This window comes from Prauserella isguenensis, assembly GCF_014191605.1.
GTDB lineage: Bacteria > Actinomycetota > Actinomycetes > Mycobacteriales > Pseudonocardiaceae > Prauserella > Prauserella isguenensis.
Genome location: NZ_JACHWU010000001.1, coordinates 510,849 through 525,611, shown reverse-complemented (window position 1 = coordinate 525,611; position 14,763 = coordinate 510,849). Strand labels below are relative to the sequence as shown.

16 protein-coding genes are annotated in these 14,763 nt (G+C 70.6%); 8 read left to right on the top strand and 8 right to left on the bottom strand.

The genetic code is table 11. The features are described from left to right. Positions 1-178: 178 nt before the first annotated feature. The 3 genes from FHS23_RS02450 to FHS23_RS02440 all read right to left on the bottom strand — a co-directional run bounded on the left by FHS23_RS02450 (position 179) and on the right by FHS23_RS02440 (position 1,807). A complete protein-coding gene (locus FHS23_RS02450; RefSeq protein WP_183647075.1) occupies positions 179-580 on the bottom strand; it encodes a VOC family protein in 402 nt (133 codons plus the stop codon). A gap of 44 nt (positions 581-624) precedes the next feature. Next, complete coding sequence (locus FHS23_RS02445; RefSeq protein ID WP_183647072.1) at positions 625-990, bottom strand: ArsR/SmtB family transcription factor; 366 nt, start codon at positions 988-990, stop codon at positions 625-627. 148 nt (positions 991-1,138) lie between these two features. After that, entirely contained in the window at positions 1,139-1,807 is a 669-nt protein-coding gene (locus FHS23_RS02440) for a macro domain-containing protein (RefSeq protein WP_183647069.1), read from the bottom strand. Between the two features lie 81 nt (positions 1,808-1,888). Between FHS23_RS02440 and pheA the strand changes: the two genes are divergently transcribed. From pheA to FHS23_RS02425, 3 genes are all read left to right on the top strand, one after another. Then, positions 1,889-2,800, top strand: coding sequence for a prephenate dehydratase (pheA, locus tag FHS23_RS02435; RefSeq protein ID WP_183647066.1), 912 nt, complete (start codon positions 1,889-1,891; stop codon positions 2,798-2,800). Beyond that, complete coding sequence (locus tag FHS23_RS02430) at positions 2,797-3,414, top strand: histidine phosphatase family protein (RefSeq protein ID WP_183647063.1); 618 nt, start codon at positions 2,797-2,799, stop codon at positions 3,412-3,414. Before pheA ends, FHS23_RS02430 begins: the two co-directional genes overlap by 4 nt. 318 nt (positions 3,415-3,732) lie before the next feature. Continuing rightward, complete coding sequence (locus FHS23_RS02425) at positions 3,733-4,458, top strand: DUF4232 domain-containing protein (RefSeq protein WP_246381276.1); 726 nt, start codon at positions 3,733-3,735, stop codon at positions 4,456-4,458. A 105-nt stretch (positions 4,459-4,563) separates the two neighbouring features. Here the strand turns inward: FHS23_RS02425 and FHS23_RS02420 are convergent, their stop codons facing one another. The 3 genes from FHS23_RS02420 to FHS23_RS02410 form a co-directional block, all read right to left on the bottom strand. Then, positions 4,564-5,835, bottom strand: coding sequence for an MFS transporter (locus tag FHS23_RS02420; protein WP_183647060.1), 1,272 nt, complete (start codon positions 5,833-5,835; stop codon positions 4,564-4,566). A 102-nt stretch (positions 5,836-5,937) separates the two neighbouring features. Next, on the bottom strand, positions 5,938-6,288 hold the full coding sequence (locus FHS23_RS02415; protein ID WP_183647057.1) for a metallopeptidase family protein: 351 nt from the start codon (positions 6,286-6,288) through the stop codon (positions 5,938-5,940). 6 nt (positions 6,289-6,294) lie between these two features. Next, the gene (locus FHS23_RS02410; RefSeq protein WP_183647054.1) at positions 6,295-7,482 is read right to left on the bottom strand and encodes a septum formation family protein; all 1,188 of its coding nucleotides are present in this window, start codon (positions 7,480-7,482) and stop codon (positions 6,295-6,297) included. A 358-nt stretch (positions 7,483-7,840) separates the two neighbouring features. Here FHS23_RS02410 and FHS23_RS02405 point away from each other — a divergent pair, with 358 nt between their 5' ends. The 5 genes from FHS23_RS02405 to serS all read left to right on the top strand — a co-directional run bounded on the left by FHS23_RS02405 (position 7,841) and on the right by serS (position 12,702). Continuing rightward, positions 7,841-8,446, top strand: a complete 606-nt coding sequence (locus FHS23_RS02405; protein WP_246381274.1) for a hypothetical protein — start codon at positions 7,841-7,843, stop codon at positions 8,444-8,446. 4 nt (positions 8,447-8,450) lie between these two features. Beyond that, positions 8,451-9,614: a glutathionylspermidine synthase family protein gene (locus FHS23_RS02400; protein WP_183647052.1), complete on the top strand. Its 1,164-nt coding sequence runs from the start codon at positions 8,451-8,453 to the stop codon at positions 9,612-9,614. A gap of 115 nt (positions 9,615-9,729) precedes the next feature. Next, positions 9,730-10,176 (top strand): DUF350 domain-containing protein, encoded by a 447-nt coding sequence (locus FHS23_RS02395; RefSeq protein ID WP_183647049.1) that lies wholly within the window; start codon positions 9,730-9,732, stop codon positions 10,174-10,176. A gap of 116 nt (positions 10,177-10,292) precedes the next feature. Continuing rightward, positions 10,293-11,198: a haloalkane dehalogenase gene (locus tag FHS23_RS02390; RefSeq protein ID WP_183650649.1), complete on the top strand. Its 906-nt coding sequence runs from the start codon at positions 10,293-10,295 to the stop codon at positions 11,196-11,198. A gap of 235 nt (positions 11,199-11,433) precedes the next feature. Continuing rightward, on the top strand, positions 11,434-12,702 hold the full coding sequence (gene serS, locus FHS23_RS02385) for a serine--tRNA ligase (RefSeq protein WP_183647046.1): 1,269 nt from the start codon (positions 11,434-11,436) through the stop codon (positions 12,700-12,702). Here serS and FHS23_RS02380 read toward each other — a convergent pair. Beyond that, complete coding sequence (locus FHS23_RS02380; protein WP_183650646.1) at positions 12,664-13,410, bottom strand: maleate cis-trans isomerase family protein; 747 nt, start codon at positions 13,408-13,410, stop codon at positions 12,664-12,666. The genes serS and FHS23_RS02380 overlap by 39 nt on opposite strands. A gap of 120 nt (positions 13,411-13,530) precedes the next feature. Continuing rightward, complete coding sequence (gene lhgO / locus FHS23_RS02375; RefSeq protein WP_183647043.1) at positions 13,531-14,736, bottom strand: L-2-hydroxyglutarate oxidase; 1,206 nt, start codon at positions 14,734-14,736, stop codon at positions 13,531-13,533. Between the last annotated feature and the right edge of the window lie 27 nt (positions 14,737-14,763).

Genomic DNA, 14,763 nt, shown 5'->3' with positions numbered 1-14,763 from the left:
AGCGGCCGAAAACGGACTGTGACGTTGTGCACCCGTGCTTCGGCGAATGCTGGTGCCGACGTCGTGGTCGCACTGCCGGACTCCGTGAATACGAACCGGGGCAGGAGTGGCACGTGCGGTTACGGAACGTGCCCGAGGGTGGCGTGCCGGGCGCGGGTCACGCCGGGCTGATGGCGCCCTACGCCGGCTCCGGCGCCGCGGTGGCGATCTGGATGAGGTTGCCGCACGTGTCGTCGAGCACGGCGGTCGTCACCGGGCCCATCTCGACGGGCGGCTGGGTGAACTCCACGCCGAGTGCGATCAGCCGCGCGTACTCGGCGTGCACGTCGTCGACCGCGAACTGGGCGAGCGGGATGCCGTCGGCGCGCAGTGCGTCCCGGTAGGGCTGCACCGCGGGGTGGCCGGACGGCTCCAGGAGCAGTTCCGTGCCTTTCGGGTTCTCCGGCGACACGACGGTCAACCAGCGGGCGCCGCCTCCCATGTCCACGTCGTGCTTGGTGCGAAAGCCCAGGACGTCGGTGTAGAAGCGGCGGGCTTTCTCCTGGTCGTCGACGAAGACGCTCGTCAGGTCGATCCGCATGGTCGGCTCCGTTTCGGTGTCGGGTCGGTGTGGCGGGTGGCCGGTCATTCCCCGGTCGTGGTGTCGACGTTCGTGGTGTCGCCGTTCGTGGTCGATGCGCCGGACTGCGGCGCCGCGGTCCGGTCGAGCCAACGCACCGCGATCTGTTCGAGCGGTGTGGTGTCGAGGTAGTGGAACTTGTACCGGCCTTCACGCCGGGTCTCGACCAATCCTGCGGCTTCGAGGACGTCGAGGTGTTGCGAGATCGCCTGCCTGGACGAGGCGAGCCCGTGTTTCGTCGAGAGCCGGCCGCAGAGTTCGAACAACGTCTGGCCGGTGCGTTCGGTCAGTTCGTCCAGGATGGTCCTGCGGGTCGGATCGGCGAGTGCCTTGAAGACGTCGGCCACACCGTCGACACTAGGCAAGTGCATACTTGCATGTCAATCGTTCCCGAGTCGCGGGGGAGTGCCGTCACGCGGGGAGAAGCGCGGAACCCACCGCAGGTCACGCCGGACACGGAGCGGATAGACGGGCCCGAACGTGGGCTCGGCGAGAACCGCGGAGTCCGTACGCAGGCCGTCAGCCGAACACCTCGTCCCACGCGGCGGCGACCTGGTGGGCGCACGTCGCCGGGGCGACCCCGCCGACGCCGGTGCCGAGCCCGGGCAGCGCGATCGTGGTGACCACATCGCGCAACGGCACCGCTCCGCCGCCGGCCGCGGCCACGGTCTCGCCTCCGTCGGCGCCTTCGGTGGTGTCGGCCGCGCCCTCGGCCCACAGTGTGAACACGGCTTTCGCCGCGAGATAGGGGTGCACGGTGTCCGGTGGCAGCTGCTCACCGGGTTCGCGCATGGTGGGTGCGCTGATCAGCCACATGGGCATCGGTTCGCCGGTCGGGACGGCGAGCGCTTCGCCCACGGGCAGCTCCCCACCGTGATAGGCCAGCACCGCGCTCCGCACGCGCTGTTCGATGCCGGGAAACGCCTTGGTGTACATCGCGTCGATGCCCCCGCGCATCCAGCCGTACGAGTTGGCGGGGCTGACGACGGCGTCCGCGCCGACGTCCAGCACCGAGCCGTGGTGGACGCTCACCGGGCCGGACACCTTGCCCACCACCGACTCCCACGCACGGGCCAGCGGTTCGTCGACTGCGCACAGCACGACCTCCGGTGCGGCCGGTCGGCGGTCTGCACCGGTCACGTCAGCCACACCATTCCACGTTATATGGGTGCCTGATTCGGCGGTCACCCGTCCAGGATCGCAAATACTCGCGAGTTGTGTAACGGGCTGTGGGAGTGAACATTTTCGCGATCGGTAACCTTGCCGGTTGTGGTACGCATAGCGTTCTTCGGTCCGGAAGGCACTTTCACCGAGCAGGCGGCGCGGAATCTCGCCGGCGGTGATCAGCTGTTTCCGGTGGAGACAATCCCAGCAGCTTTCGACGCCGTTCGCAGCGGCGCGGCCGAGGGCGCGTGTGTGCCCGTCGAGAATTCCGTCGAGGGCCCCGTCACGGCGACACTCGACAGCGCCGTCGACGGCGACCCGCTCGTGGGGGTCGCCGAGGCGCTGCTGCCGATCCGGTTCAGCGTCCTGACCCGCGCCGATGCGCCCGATCCGCCGCGCACCGTCGCCAGTCACCCGCACGCGCTCGCGCAGGTCCGCGGATGGCTGGGCGAGCACCTGCCCGGCGCCGAGCAGCGGGTCGCGTCGTCGACGGCCGGAGCCGCGGTGGGCGTGCTCGAAGGCCAGTACGACGCCGCGGTCGTCGCGCCGGTCGCCGCGGAGCACTACCCGCTGCGCGTGCTGGCCACGGACGTCGCCGACCTCGCGGACGCGCGCACCCGCTTCCTGTTGCTGCGCAGGCCGGGGCCACTGCCCGAGCCGACGGGCTCCGACCGGACGTCGATCGTCGTGGCCGCGGCCAACCGCACCGGTTCGCTCGCAGGCCTGCTCGCCGAGCTCGCCATGCGCGGTATCAACCTCACGCGCCTCGACGCCAGGCCGGTCAAGGGCGACTACGGCACGTACCGGTTCTTCTTCGACTTCGAAGGCCACGTCGCCGAGCCACGCATCGCCGATGCCCTCGCCGCGCTGCGCAGGCGTTCCACCGAGGTGCGGTTCCTCGGTTCGCATCCGCGTGCCGACGGGGTGGCCGCCACGCTCGAAGCAGGCGCGGGTAACGACGACTTCGCCGCGGCCGACGCCTGGGTGGAGGCCGTCAGGAAGGGAGAACTCGCGTGAGGCTGTACTTGGTGCGGCACGCCCAGAGTGAAGCGAACGTCCGCAAGATCCTCGACACCGCGTTACCGGGGCCGCCGCTGACCGACCTGGGCAGGCAGCAGGCCCACGACTTGGCGACACGGCTGGGTGAGGAGCCGATCGCGGCGGTGTACGCGTCGCACGCCACGCGTGCCCAGCAGACGGCCCGGCCGCTGGCGGACGCCCTGTCGCGCGCCGTGACGCCGCTTCCGGGGGTGCACGAGGTCAGCGTCGGCGACCTTGAGGGCCGCGGCGACCAGGAGGCCCTCGAGCTGTACGGCAAGGTCGTCCGGCAGTGGCTCGACGGACGGCTGGACGTGCCGTTGCCCGGCGGCGAGACCGGCGACGACGTGCGGAAACGGTACGTCGCGGCGATCAGCGGACTGCACAGCAGGCACTACGGCAGGGACGAGGCCGTCGTCGTGGTGAGTCACGGTGGCGCCATCCGGTTCGGCGCCGAATGGCTGGCGGGGAATGTGACCTCCGACATCGCCGACAACGGTCTGCTGCCCAACACCGCGGTCGTCCGCCTGGACGCCGACGCGAGCGGCGGCTGGCGTTGTTCCGAATGGGCCGGTATCGCCGTCGGGAATTGATTTCCGCGGCCGGGTCGTGGGCGGTCCGGGCGGTTCGCCGCGGTGTTGACGGGCGCTTCCTTGCCGTGTCCCTGACGCGAAGGCGCGGTATCGAACGGGTGAAACCGGCGCGGTCGCGGTTTGGGAAAGCGCTGCTGAACACATCGCGCGCGGTTCGTCGGAAGGTTGCGGGGAAGTGGCCGCGAACGACTTCCGGCCATTCGTCCGACGGTCGTTAATTGTTATCTCACCTTGACCGTTGGCGGGAAAGTTCCGCGCAACCGAAGCGTGTGTGAAACGTCTTCCGGGTAGCCGAGATTCCGGCAAGGGAGGCGCGTGATGAACAAGATGCGTGAAACCGCTTCGCAAAAGTCGCTCGTCGCGGGGGTGGCGATTCTGGGCCTCGTTCTCGCCGGTTGCGGTGGCTCGCCGGGAACGTCCGACTCGTCCGGAGAGGCGCAGCAGGCGCCGTCGGCCGCACCCGCCGCGAACGGCTCCGGAGACTCTTCCACCACAGCCGACGAAGGCACGGCCGACGACGGCGCGCGCGGTGGCTCGGGCGGTGACGGCTCGGGTGACGGCTCGCCCCGGCAGGACGCGCCGAAACAGGCCGTGCCGTCCAACGAGCGGGGCGGGTCCGCCGATACCTGCCTCGCCGCCGACCTCGAACTGTCGCTCGGCCACGGGCAGGGCACCGCGGGCACGCACTACCGCCCGCTGCGCTTCACCAACGTGTCCGACTCACCGTGTGTGATCCACGGTTTTCCCGGAGTCTCGTACGTCGCGGGCGATGACGGTCATCAGGTCGGCACCGCCGCGTACCGCACCGGTGGGAAGGGTGACCCGGTCACGATCCAGCCGGGCCGCACCGCGCACGCCGACGTCGGTTTCGTGCAGGTCCGCAACTACGATCCTGCCGAGTGCAAGCCGACGCCGGTTCGCGGCCTCCGCGTGTACCCGCCGCACGAGACGAACTCGATGTTCGTCCGGGCACCCGGCACGGGGTGCGCCGAGTTCCCGGACGGACAGCAGCTCACCGTCGCGACCGTCGAGCCCGGCCGCTGACGGACACCGTCGGTCGTGGTGCCCCGGCCGCAGTCGGTGCCGGGCACCACGACCGTGGGCGCCGCAGCCGACCGCCGCAGCCGTGACCGCCGCAGGCGTGGGCACTCAAGCCGGGTTGTGCCGCCGGCCGGCTCGGCGGTCCAGCAGCAACACCGCGGCGATCGTGACGACGCCGAGTGCGATCTGGCAGGCACCGGAGAACGCGAACGTCGCGCTCGTCGAGCCCAGCAGGGTCGTCAGCAGGCCGCCGAGCAGGGCGCCGACGGGCAGCATGCCCCACACCACGGTTCGCCACACGCCGAGCACCCTGCCGAGCAGCTCGGCCGGCACGAGACGGTGGCGCGTCGTGGCCAGCAGCACGTTGGCTACGACGACGGCGCCCGCGAACACCCCGAACAGCACGGCACTGACGACGGGCTGCGCCGAGAGACCCATGGCGACGAACGCGGCCCCGGCCGCCGCCATGGACCAGGCGAGGACGTAGCGGCCGCGGAACCGGTCGACCAGCCGCGAGGCGACCGCCGCGCCCGCCAGCCCGCCGAGACCGCCCACGAGGCCGAACACGCCGAACGCCGCCTCGGTGAGGGAGAGGTCCTCGAGCGCGTACAGCACCAGCTGGGCCTGCGCGAGCTCCGAGGTCAGCGCCAGTCCGCCCGCCGCGACGACGAGCCGCCACATGATCGGGTCGCGGACCAGCCAGCGCAGGCCGTCGGCAAGGTCGGAGCGCAGCGTTGCTGTGGGCCGGTCCTGCATCTCGGACGAGGACCGCTGTGGCCGGAAGCTTCCCGCCAGTGCGAGGAGCAGTGCGGCACCGATCGCGAACGACGCCGACGTCAGCAGGAACGGGAACGCCGCGAACACCGCGAACGTGAGACTGCCCAGCGGCCCGCCCGCGAACGTCTGCCCCACGATTTCGGTGGCCTGCAGCTTGCTGTTGGCGCCCGACAGGCCGTTGCTGTCCACCACCGACGGGATCAGCACGTTCGCCGCGCTGTCGGCCACGACCTCCGCCACGCCCACGACGAGCGCGCCGACGTAGATCAGCCATATCGACGCCGAGTCCGTCAGCACCAGCACGGTCATGCCGCCGATCGCCGCCGCCCGCGCGGTGTTGGCCAGCACGATCGCCTTGCGCCGGTCGATGCGGTCCAGCAGCGCGCCCGCCAGCACCGCGAGCAGTAGCCACGGCAGGAACTGGGCGGCCGACAGCCCGGCGATCAACACCGGGTCGCGCGTGACCGTCGCGGCGAGAAGGGGGAACGCGACCTTGGCGATACCGTCGCCGAGGTTGGCGGCGAGGTTGGCGCCCAGCAGCAGGGGTAGCCCGCGGCGGGCGGGAGCCGAAGGAGTCGCTGTCGTGGTCGAGTCGTGCGGCATCGTTGTCGAGCAGAGCGTGCCGGGGCGGCAACCGCCAGTAATTCTACCCTTTCGGGCGAATGCCGCAGAGCGAATGGCGACTTTCGAAGGGATCCGGGTGGATCAGCCCCAGCCGAGTTCGTGCAGTTTGGCGTCGTCGATGCCGAAGTGGTGCGCGATCTCGTGCACCACGGTGACCAGCACTTCTTCGACGACGTCGTCCTCGGTGTCGCAGATGCTCAGGATCGGCCCGCGGTAGATCGAGATGCGGTCGGGCAGGACGCCGCCGTAGTCGTGACCGCGGTCGGGGAGCGCAACGCCGTGATACAGCCCGAGGATGTCGGGTTCTTCCTCGTTGTGTTCCTCGACGAGCACGACGACGTTGTCCATCGCGCTCGCGAACTGTTCCGGAACCTGGTCGAGCGCGGAGGCGACGAGCTCTTCGAAGCGCTCCAGCGGCATGTCGACGGCCATGGGCGGTCAGCCCCCGTTCCCGTCGCCGCTCACGTCGCCGCCGATGTCGACGCCGGCGTCACCGCCGATGTCGACACCCGCTCCGCCGGAGTCGGACCCGGAACCCGTGGCGCCGCCGCTGTCGCCGGAGCCGTTCTCGGCGTCCCCGGAGCCGTCGGAGCCGTCGGAGCCGTTGCCCTTGTCGCCGTCGCGCCCGGACTGCCCGCCCGGCTGCTGCGACGAGTTGTCGCCGCCTTGCGACGGCCGGGGCTTCGTCTCGGCGTCCTTCGAGACGCTGCCCCGGACCGGTGCCAGGCCGCTCTTGTCCTCGAGGAGCGCTCCGACCTTGCAGTTCACGAGCTTCGAGCCCGCCTGCCAGCTTTCCTCCGTGCGGGTGTCCCACGCGGTGATCAAGCCCTGTTTGCGCAGGTCGGCGTCGCCGGAGTAGTCGTCGGCGAGCTTGTTGCACCGCTTGTCCAGGAACTCGTTCTGCTCCTTGCGAGGCGGGAACGTCTCGAACTCCTCACCCAGGTCGACGACCGCGACCATCTCGTACGAGTGCGGCTCGGTGCAGTCGACGGGATCGCCCGGCGACTTGTCCTCGATGCCGAGGCAGGTGCCCTTCTCCCACACGTCCGACTGGTCGATCTCGGTGGCGGGCGCCTCGAGGGGCTGCAGGGACCCGCCCGGCGCGGTGCGCTGGAGGCCGCAGTGCATCCGCCGGTCGCCGGAGTTCCACTGGCGCTCGTCGGGTTGCAGCAGTCCGAGGCTGAGCTTGCCCTCGGGGTCCAGCGGCCCGTCGAGGTAGTCGCGGGCCTTCTGGCCGCAGCGCTGGGTCGTGAGCGTGCGCCACGTCGCCGCATCGGGCGCCTTGGCGTTGCGCCCGTACTGATCGGAGATGTCGACCGTGCCGATGACCTCGAACAGGTGCGGCTGGGAGCAGTCGACCTCGTGGATGTCGGCCGCGTCGGAGGCCTGCCAGGTCAGACAGGTGCCTGCAGGGGAACTGAACGCCTCGTAGCGGGCCTGCGCGGCCTTCTCCGCTCGCGCCTCGGTGCGCTCCTCGTCGGTCTCGAAACCCCAGCCCAGCAGCCACGAGAGCGACATCGCGGCGATGGCGCCCACGAACACGCCCGCGACCAGGACACGGGTGCGGCGCGCCGATTTCGTGCGCGCTGGCTTCTCCGGATGGAACCGGCGGGGCTCTTCGGACATCCATCCCATGATGCCTGCTCGTGACAACGGTTGCGCGCGGGTCGCTAGGGTTGGAGCCGACCTCGGACGGGTGATGGTCCGGCGGTCGGGCGATCCGAGTCGGCGGCCGGCCTGGGCCGTGGCTCGGGGCGGCGAGAATCCGGCGGACGAAACGGCCTGCGTGGGGGACCGCGGCGGGCGGCTCGGACGGGGAACACCGTCGGGCAAGGGAACGCCCGCCGGGTGACGACGAGGCTGCTCACGAGACAGGGCTGCTCACGAGACAGGGCCGCAAGAGGACAGGGCCGCAAGAGGGACAGGGCCGCTGAAGGACAAAGGCCGCTAAAGGACAAGGTGCCGACATGTGGAGCCTTCGAGAATGAGCGACGAGAACAACACGGCTGGGGGGTCGCAGGGCGGCCCGGAGTCGCAGGGGCCACCGCCGGGGCAGATGCGGTTCCAGGACCCGTCGAGCACGGAGCCGCGTGAGCCGACGCTTGCCGAGCAGCGGGCACGCCGGCAGGCGGCGATCGCCGAGCAGGAACGGGCGGCCCAGGCCGAGCAGGCGCGGATCGCGGCGGAACAGAAGTCCGACACGCGGCGCAAGCTGTTCATCGGCAGTGGCGTCGGGCTGGGCCTGGTCGGCCTGGTCGCGGGCTGGTACCTCGTCAAGCCCGAAGAGGTCACCGCGGTCTGCACCGAATCCGACGGCACGGTCGTCGCCGACGACAACTACTGCGACGAGGACTACGTCGAGAATCAGGGCGGCTACACCAGCGGCGGGTTCATGTTCCTGCCGATGCCGGGCGGCGGCTACCAGCAGTATCGCTACAACTACGGCGGCAGCGGCACCCCCGGGACCCAGGTGCAGGGCGGGTCGTACACCAAGCCCGACGGGGCGAACATCTCCACGCGGTCGGGCAAGACCGTCCAGCGAGGCGGTTTCGGCGTCAGCGGCGGCAGCTTCGGCAAGAGCGGAGCCTGACCCGGTGCAGCGATCCACTTCCGTACCCCGCGCCGACTGGCAGCGGACCGTCGAACAGCAGGGACTCGTCTTCGGTACCCCGGCGCGTTACGGCGACGGCAAGGCCCGGCCCTACTGGGACGAGTCGGTGCACTACGTCATCCCGATGGACGAGGTGCTCGCGCTCGAGGCGGACGTCGAGCTGCTCCACTCGATGTGCCTGGACGCCGTGGACCACGTGGTGACCACCGAGCGGTACCGCGAGTTCGGGCTGCCCGAATGGCTGTGGCCGCATGTCGCCGAGTCGTGGAAGCGGCAGGACCCGCACCTCTACGGCCGGTTCGACCTGCGCTACGACGGCCGCGGCCCCGCCAAGCTGCTGGAGTACAACGCCGACACCCCGAGCTCGCTGCTCGAGGCGGCCATCCTGCAGTGGCACTGGAAGACCGAGGTCTTTCCCGACTCCGACCAGTGGAACTCGCTGCACGAACAGCTCGTCGAGCGCTGGCAGCACATCGGCGGGCTGTTGCCGTCGAAGGAGGTCCACTTCACGTGGTCGAGCGCCGACACCAGCGGTGAGGATCACATCACCACGACCTACCTGCAGGAGACGGCCGCCGAGGCCGGTCTCGACACGGTCGCGCTCGCCATCGAGGAGATCGGCTGGGATCCGCTGCTGAAGCGGTTCGTCGACCTCGAAGAGGCGCCCATGGGCACGGTCGTGAAGAACTACCCGTGGGAATGGATCGTCGAGGAGGAGTTCGGCCGGTACGCCGCCGAATCGTTGCCGCAGACGCTGTGGGTCGAACCGCTGTGGAAGACCCTGCTGTCCAACAAGGCGCTGCTCGGCATCCTCTGGGAGAACTATCCCGGGCATCCCAACCTGCTGCCCGCGTTCAACGACCAGCCGGGCCTGCTCACCGAGTACGTGCGCAAGCCCAAACTCGGCAGGGAGGGCGCGAACGTGCAGATCGTCGCGCCCGGCTACGAGACCGAGACAGCGGGCGTCTACGGCGCCGAGGGTTACACCTTCCAGGCGTTCGACCCGCTGCCCGAGTTCGACGGTTTCCGGCCCGCGTTGGGCGCCTGGATCGTCGGCGACAACGCGGCGGGGCTGGGGATTCGCGAGACCGCGGGGCTCGTCACCGACGACGGCGCCGCGTTCGTCCCGCACCGCATCCCCGAGTGACCGTCATCGATCGACACCGCCTCCGGCGGGTGCACGTCTCCGACGGGCCGAGCGCCGGGAGGGCCGCACCGGCCGGAGCCGACCTTTCCGATACTCGACCAAGGGAGAGTTCCACGTGAACGTCGCACTGTCCGAAGGCTTCTTCGGAGACATCGCCTGGGGCATCGGCGCCATCGCGCTGTACGCGATCGTCGGCCTGCTGCTGATGTTCATCGGCTTCTACGCGATCGACTTCACCACGCCCGGCAAGCTCTCGGAGCTCGTGCGCCGCGGTCTGCCGAACGCCGTGATCGTCACCTCGTCCGGACTGCTGTCGATGGCGTTCATCGTCGTCGTCGCGATCTGGGCCTCCACCGGTGACCTCGCCGAGGGCCTGATCATGTCCCTGGTGTTCGGGTTCGTCGGCATCGTCGTGCAGGTCGCCGCGGTGCGCGTGCTCGAGTTCGCCACCCGCATCGACGTCCGTTCGACGATCGAGAGCGACCGCTTCGCCCCCGCGAGCCTCGTCGTCGCGGCCGCCCACCTGGCGCTCGGTCTCGTGGTGGCCGTCGCGATCTCCTAGTCGTTCCGCCCGGCCGCACGCCGTCGGCGGCGCCGTGGATGCGCTCGGTGTGAGGCGACCGTCTCGTGATCGTTTCGCGGGGTTGTCAGGTGCCTCTGACGCGCTACGGTGGCGGCGTGCGGCTATTGCGGACTCCAGACGATCGTTTCGAGAATCTCCCCGGCTTCGATTTCCCCGAGCGTTACGCCGAGATCGACAGCCAGGAGACCGGCATAGTCCGCATCGGATACGTCGAGGCGGGCCCCGCCGACGGTCCGGTCGTGCTGCTGCTGCACGGCGAGCCCAGCTGGTCGTATCTGTACCGGAAGATGCTGCCGGTGCTCGCCGACGCCGGGATCCGCGCGATCGCACCGGACCTCGTCGGCTTCGGCCGTTCGGACAAGCCGGCCGACGTCGCCGACCACACCTACGCCGCACACGTCGAATGGATGCGCGCGTTCGCGTTCGATGCGCTGGACCTGCGCGACGTCACGCTCGTCGGCCAGGACTGGGGCGGGCTGATCGGCCTGCGCCTCGTCGCCGAGCATCCCGAGCGGTTCGCGGGCGTCGTGCCCGCCAACACGGGACTGCCGACGGGCGACGAGGGCATGCCCGACGTCTGGTGGTCGTTCCACGACGCCGTCGAGAAGGCGCAGGTGCTCGACATCGGCCGGTTCGTGCAGTCCGGCTGCGTCACGAAGCTGACCGAGGAGGAGCGGGCCGCCTACGACGCGCCGTTCCCGAACGAGATGTACAAGGCGGGGCCGCGGGCCATGCCGTCGCTCGTGCCGACCACGCCGGACGACCCGGCGACGGAGGCCAATCGCGCGGCGCGCGCCGCGCTCGGCAAGCTGTCGATCCCGATGCTGGTCGCGTTCTCCGACAGTGACCCGATCACCGCGGGCATGCGGCCCGTCCTGGAACGCCTCCCGGGAGCCGAGGGCCGCGAGCACCCGGTCATCAACGACGCGGGCCACTTCCTCCAGGAGGACGGCGGACCCCGGTTGGCCGTCGAGATCGCGAGTTTCGTCCGCTCCCTCTAACCCGGCCCCGCGTGCCCTGCACTCGTGTTGCGCATCGCGGGGCCCGTGTTGCGACTTCAGGGGGCCGTGTTGCGCATCGCGGGGACCGTGTTGCGGCCTCAGGGGCTCGTGGTGCGGCTTCGGGGAGCTGTGTCGCGGGTTGCGGGGGCGGGTTGTTCCGGCCAGGTGACGCGATCGGTCGTCGCGGTCGTGCCTCGGCGGAGTGCCGTCGGCCGGGCCGTCTACCCTCAGGGACGTGATCGACCTCAGGATTCTGCGCGAAGACCCGGACCAGGTACGCGCCTCGCAGCGAGCCCGCGGCGAGGACCAGGGCGTCGTCGACCGGCTGCTGTCCCTGGACGGCCGGCGCAGGTCCGCGATCGCGGCCGCCGACCGGTTGCGCGGCGAACACAAGGCTCTCGGTAAGCAGATCGGCAAGGCCTCCGGTGACGAACGGGAGGCGCTGCTGGCCAAGGGCAAGGAGCTCGCCGCCCAGGTCAAGGAGGCCGAGGCCGAGCAGTCGCGCGCGAGCGACGAGTTCGAGCAACTGCACCGCGTGGTCCCGAACCTGATCATCGACGGCGTCCCCGCGGGCGGCGAGGACGACTTCGAGGTGCTCAAGCACGTCGGCACGCCGCGCGAGTTCGACTTCAGCCCGCGGGACCATCTCGACCTCGGTGAGCGCCTCGGTGCGATCGACATGGAGCGGGGCGCGAAGGTGTCGGGCGCCCGGTTCTACTTCCTGACCGGTGTCGGCGCGCAGCTGCAGCTCGCGTTGCTGAACATGGCCGCCGCGCAGGCGGGCGCCACCGGTTTCGAGCTCATGGTGCCGCCCGTGCTGGTGCGCCCGGAGATCATGGGCGGCACCGGCTTCCTCGGGGCGCACGCCGACGAGGTGTACAACCTCGGAGACGACGACCTGTACCTCGTCGGCACCTCCGAGGTGCCGCTGGCGGGGTACCACGCCGACGAGATCATCGACCTGCGTGCGGGCGCGAAGCGGTACGCGGGCTGGTCCACGTGCTTCCGCCGCGAGGCGGGTTCGTACGGCAAGGACACCCGCGGCATCCTCCGGGTGCACCAGTTCGACAAGATCGAGATGTTCGCCTACTGCAGGCCCGAGGACGCCGAGGCCGAGCACGAGAAGCTGCTGGCGTTCGAGGAGGACATGCTCGCCAAGATCGAGGTGCCGTACCGCGTGATCGACACCGCGGCGGGCGACCTCGGCACGAGCGCCGCCCGCAAGTACGACTGCGAGGCGTGGATTCCGACGCAGGAGACGTACCGCGAGCTGACGTCGACGTCGAACTGCACGACGTTCCAGGCGCGCAGACTCGGCGTCCGCTACCGCGACGCAGGCGGCAAGCCGCAGACCGCGGCCACGCTCAACGGCACCCTCGCGACGACGCGGTGGCTGGTGGCGATCCTGGAGAACCACCAGCTCGCCGACGGTTCCGTCCGGGTGCCGGAGGCGATGCGCCCGTTCCTAGGCGGCCGTGAGGTCCTCTCCCCGGTCGGCGAATAGCGATCCGGGTGCGTCGACGCCGATCACGCCGGCGTCGCGCATCGCGGCCCACATCGTGACCTGGTTCGCGGTGAGCACGGGCACCTCGAGTTGCGCTTCGAGGGGCGCGACGAGGTCGTACGTCGGCACGTTGGTGCACGCGATGAACAGCGCGTCCGCTCCATTGATGTCGACAGTGGACACTGCATTTCGGACGTCGGTGTAGGACGTCTTCCAGATCCCGCCGCTGAGGCCGAGGTCGAACCGGGCGGTCGCGGTGATACCGAACGCGGCGAGGAAGTCGACGAGCTTGTCGGTGACGGCGTCGACGTACGGCGTCACCAGTGCGACGCGTTGTGCGCCGATCTCGGTGAGCGCGGCGACCATGGCGCCCGACGTCGTGACAGCGGCGGGCGCGCCCGCGTCGAGCATCGCGGCGACGATCGCGGCCTCGCCCGCGGCACCGTCGACGAAACTTCCGGAACTGCACGAATACGCGACCGCACTCGGTTCCGGCGCGAGGACGTCGCGCGTGGCGTTGCGGACGCCGCGGGGATCGCTGAGCGCGGTGGCGAGCTGTACCGACACTGGATCGGACAGGTACGGCAGGCGCGTGGTGTACAGGTCGACGTGGGCGGGCAGCCATCGCCACAGTTCGCGGTCGAGGGCGAAGTCGAACGGGGCCACGAGGCCGATGCCCGTGGGGGCGGGCTCGACCGGGCGGATCATGAAGTCTTCGGACACGGATTCACGGTAGGGCCGCCGGGGCGCATGTGAGTTACAACGCGGAAAATTCTCCCACGACTTTTCCCGCCCCGACCTCGCCGATCGGCACCCGCGGCCGCGGACTCAGGTCTCCGTGCTGTCGGCGACGTGGCGCGCGATCTCGAGGGCGCTGGTGGCGGCCGGGGACGGCGCGTTGAGAACGTGTACCTGCCCCGCCGCGCGGTCGATGAGGAAGTCCTCGGCGAGGCCGCCGTCCGGCAGTACCGCCTGCGCGCGCACGCCCGCGCCGTGGTGCACGATGTCGCCGGGCTCGACGGCGGGCACGAGCCGCGCCAGGCTCCGGGCGAACCGCCTGCGGGACAGCGAGCGCCGAACCTCGTCCCACCCCACCGGGAACGCGAACCGGCGGGCCAGTCGCCACGATCCCGAGAACCGTGCCACGTCGGCGACGTCGCGCGGCGAGACGTCCCGCCACCGGTAGCCCTCACGACGCAGCGCCAGTACCGCGTTGGGTCCGGCGTGGACACTGCCGTCGAGCATCCGCGTCAGGTGCACGCCGAGGAACGGCAGTGACGGATCGGGCACCGGGTAGATCAGCCCGCGCACGAGGTGTCGCTTCTCGGGGCGCAGCTCGTAGTACTCGCCGCGGAACGGCACGATCCGAGCCCGCGGCCGCACCCCGGCGAGCTCGGCGACCCGGTCGGCGTGCAGACCCGCACAGTTGACCAGCACGTCTGCGCGGAGCGTCCCGGACCCGGAGTCGCCGGCGGACGTCTCCGTGGCGACGTCGACGCCTCCGCCCTGCCGCGGCCGGATCGCCACCGCGCGGGTGCCGAGCCGCAGGTCGGCACCCGCCGACGTGGACAGCCGGGCGAGGGTCTCGCAGACGGCCGGGAAGTCGATGATCCCGGTGGTCTCGACGCGCAGCGCCTCGACGCACGACACCTCGGGTTCGTACTCGCGCGCCTCGACGGGACCGACCAGCCGCGCCGGTACGCCGTTGGCCTGCGCCCGCTCGGCGAGGACATGCAGCGCGGCCCGTTCCGACGGCTGTGTGGCGACGACGAGCTTGCCGCAGACCTCGGCCGGAATCCCGTGTTCGCGGGCGAACGCGAGGATCGAGCGGTTGCCCGCCACCGACATCCGCGCTTTGTGCGACCCCGGCTTGTAGTACAGGCCCGCGTGGACGACGTTCGAATTGTTGCCCGTCTGGTGCGCCGCCCAGCGGTCCTCCTTCTCGAGGAGCGTCACCTCGTCGCCGCGCTCGGTCAGCTCGCGCGCGACGGCGAGCCCGAGAATCCCACCGCCGATCACCACAACCCGTCGCATGGCCGACGACGGTAGTGCCCCCCGGGC

Coding starts and splice junctions, on each gene's coding strand:
- FHS23_RS02450 (WP_183647075.1), bottom strand. CDS start 580: ATGCGGATCGACCTGACGAGCGTCTTCGTCGACGACCAGGAGAAAGCC.
- FHS23_RS02445 (WP_183647072.1), bottom strand. CDS start 990: ATGCACTTGCCTAGTGTCGACGGTGTGGCCGACGTCTTCAAGGCACTC.
- FHS23_RS02425 (WP_246381276.1), top strand. CDS start 3,733: ATGAACAAGATGCGTGAAACCGCTTCGCAAAAGTCGCTCGTCGCGGGG.
- FHS23_RS02420 (WP_183647060.1), bottom strand. CDS start 5,835: ATGCCGCACGACTCGACCACGACAGCGACTCCTTCGGCTCCCGCCCGC.
- FHS23_RS02415 (WP_183647057.1), bottom strand. CDS start 6,288: ATGGCCGTCGACATGCCGCTGGAGCGCTTCGAAGAGCTCGTCGCCTCC.
- FHS23_RS02410 (WP_183647054.1), bottom strand. CDS start 7,482: ATGTCCGAAGAGCCCCGCCGGTTCCATCCGGAGAAGCCAGCGCGCACG.
- FHS23_RS02405 (WP_246381274.1), top strand. CDS start 7,841: ATGAGCGACGAGAACAACACGGCTGGGGGGTCGCAGGGCGGCCCGGAG.
- FHS23_RS02380 (WP_183650646.1), bottom strand. CDS start 13,410: ATGATCCGCCCGGTCGAGCCCGCCCCCACGGGCATCGGCCTCGTGGCC.
- lhgO (WP_183647043.1), bottom strand. CDS start 14,736: ATGCGACGGGTTGTGGTGATCGGCGGTGGGATTCTCGGGCTCGCCGTC.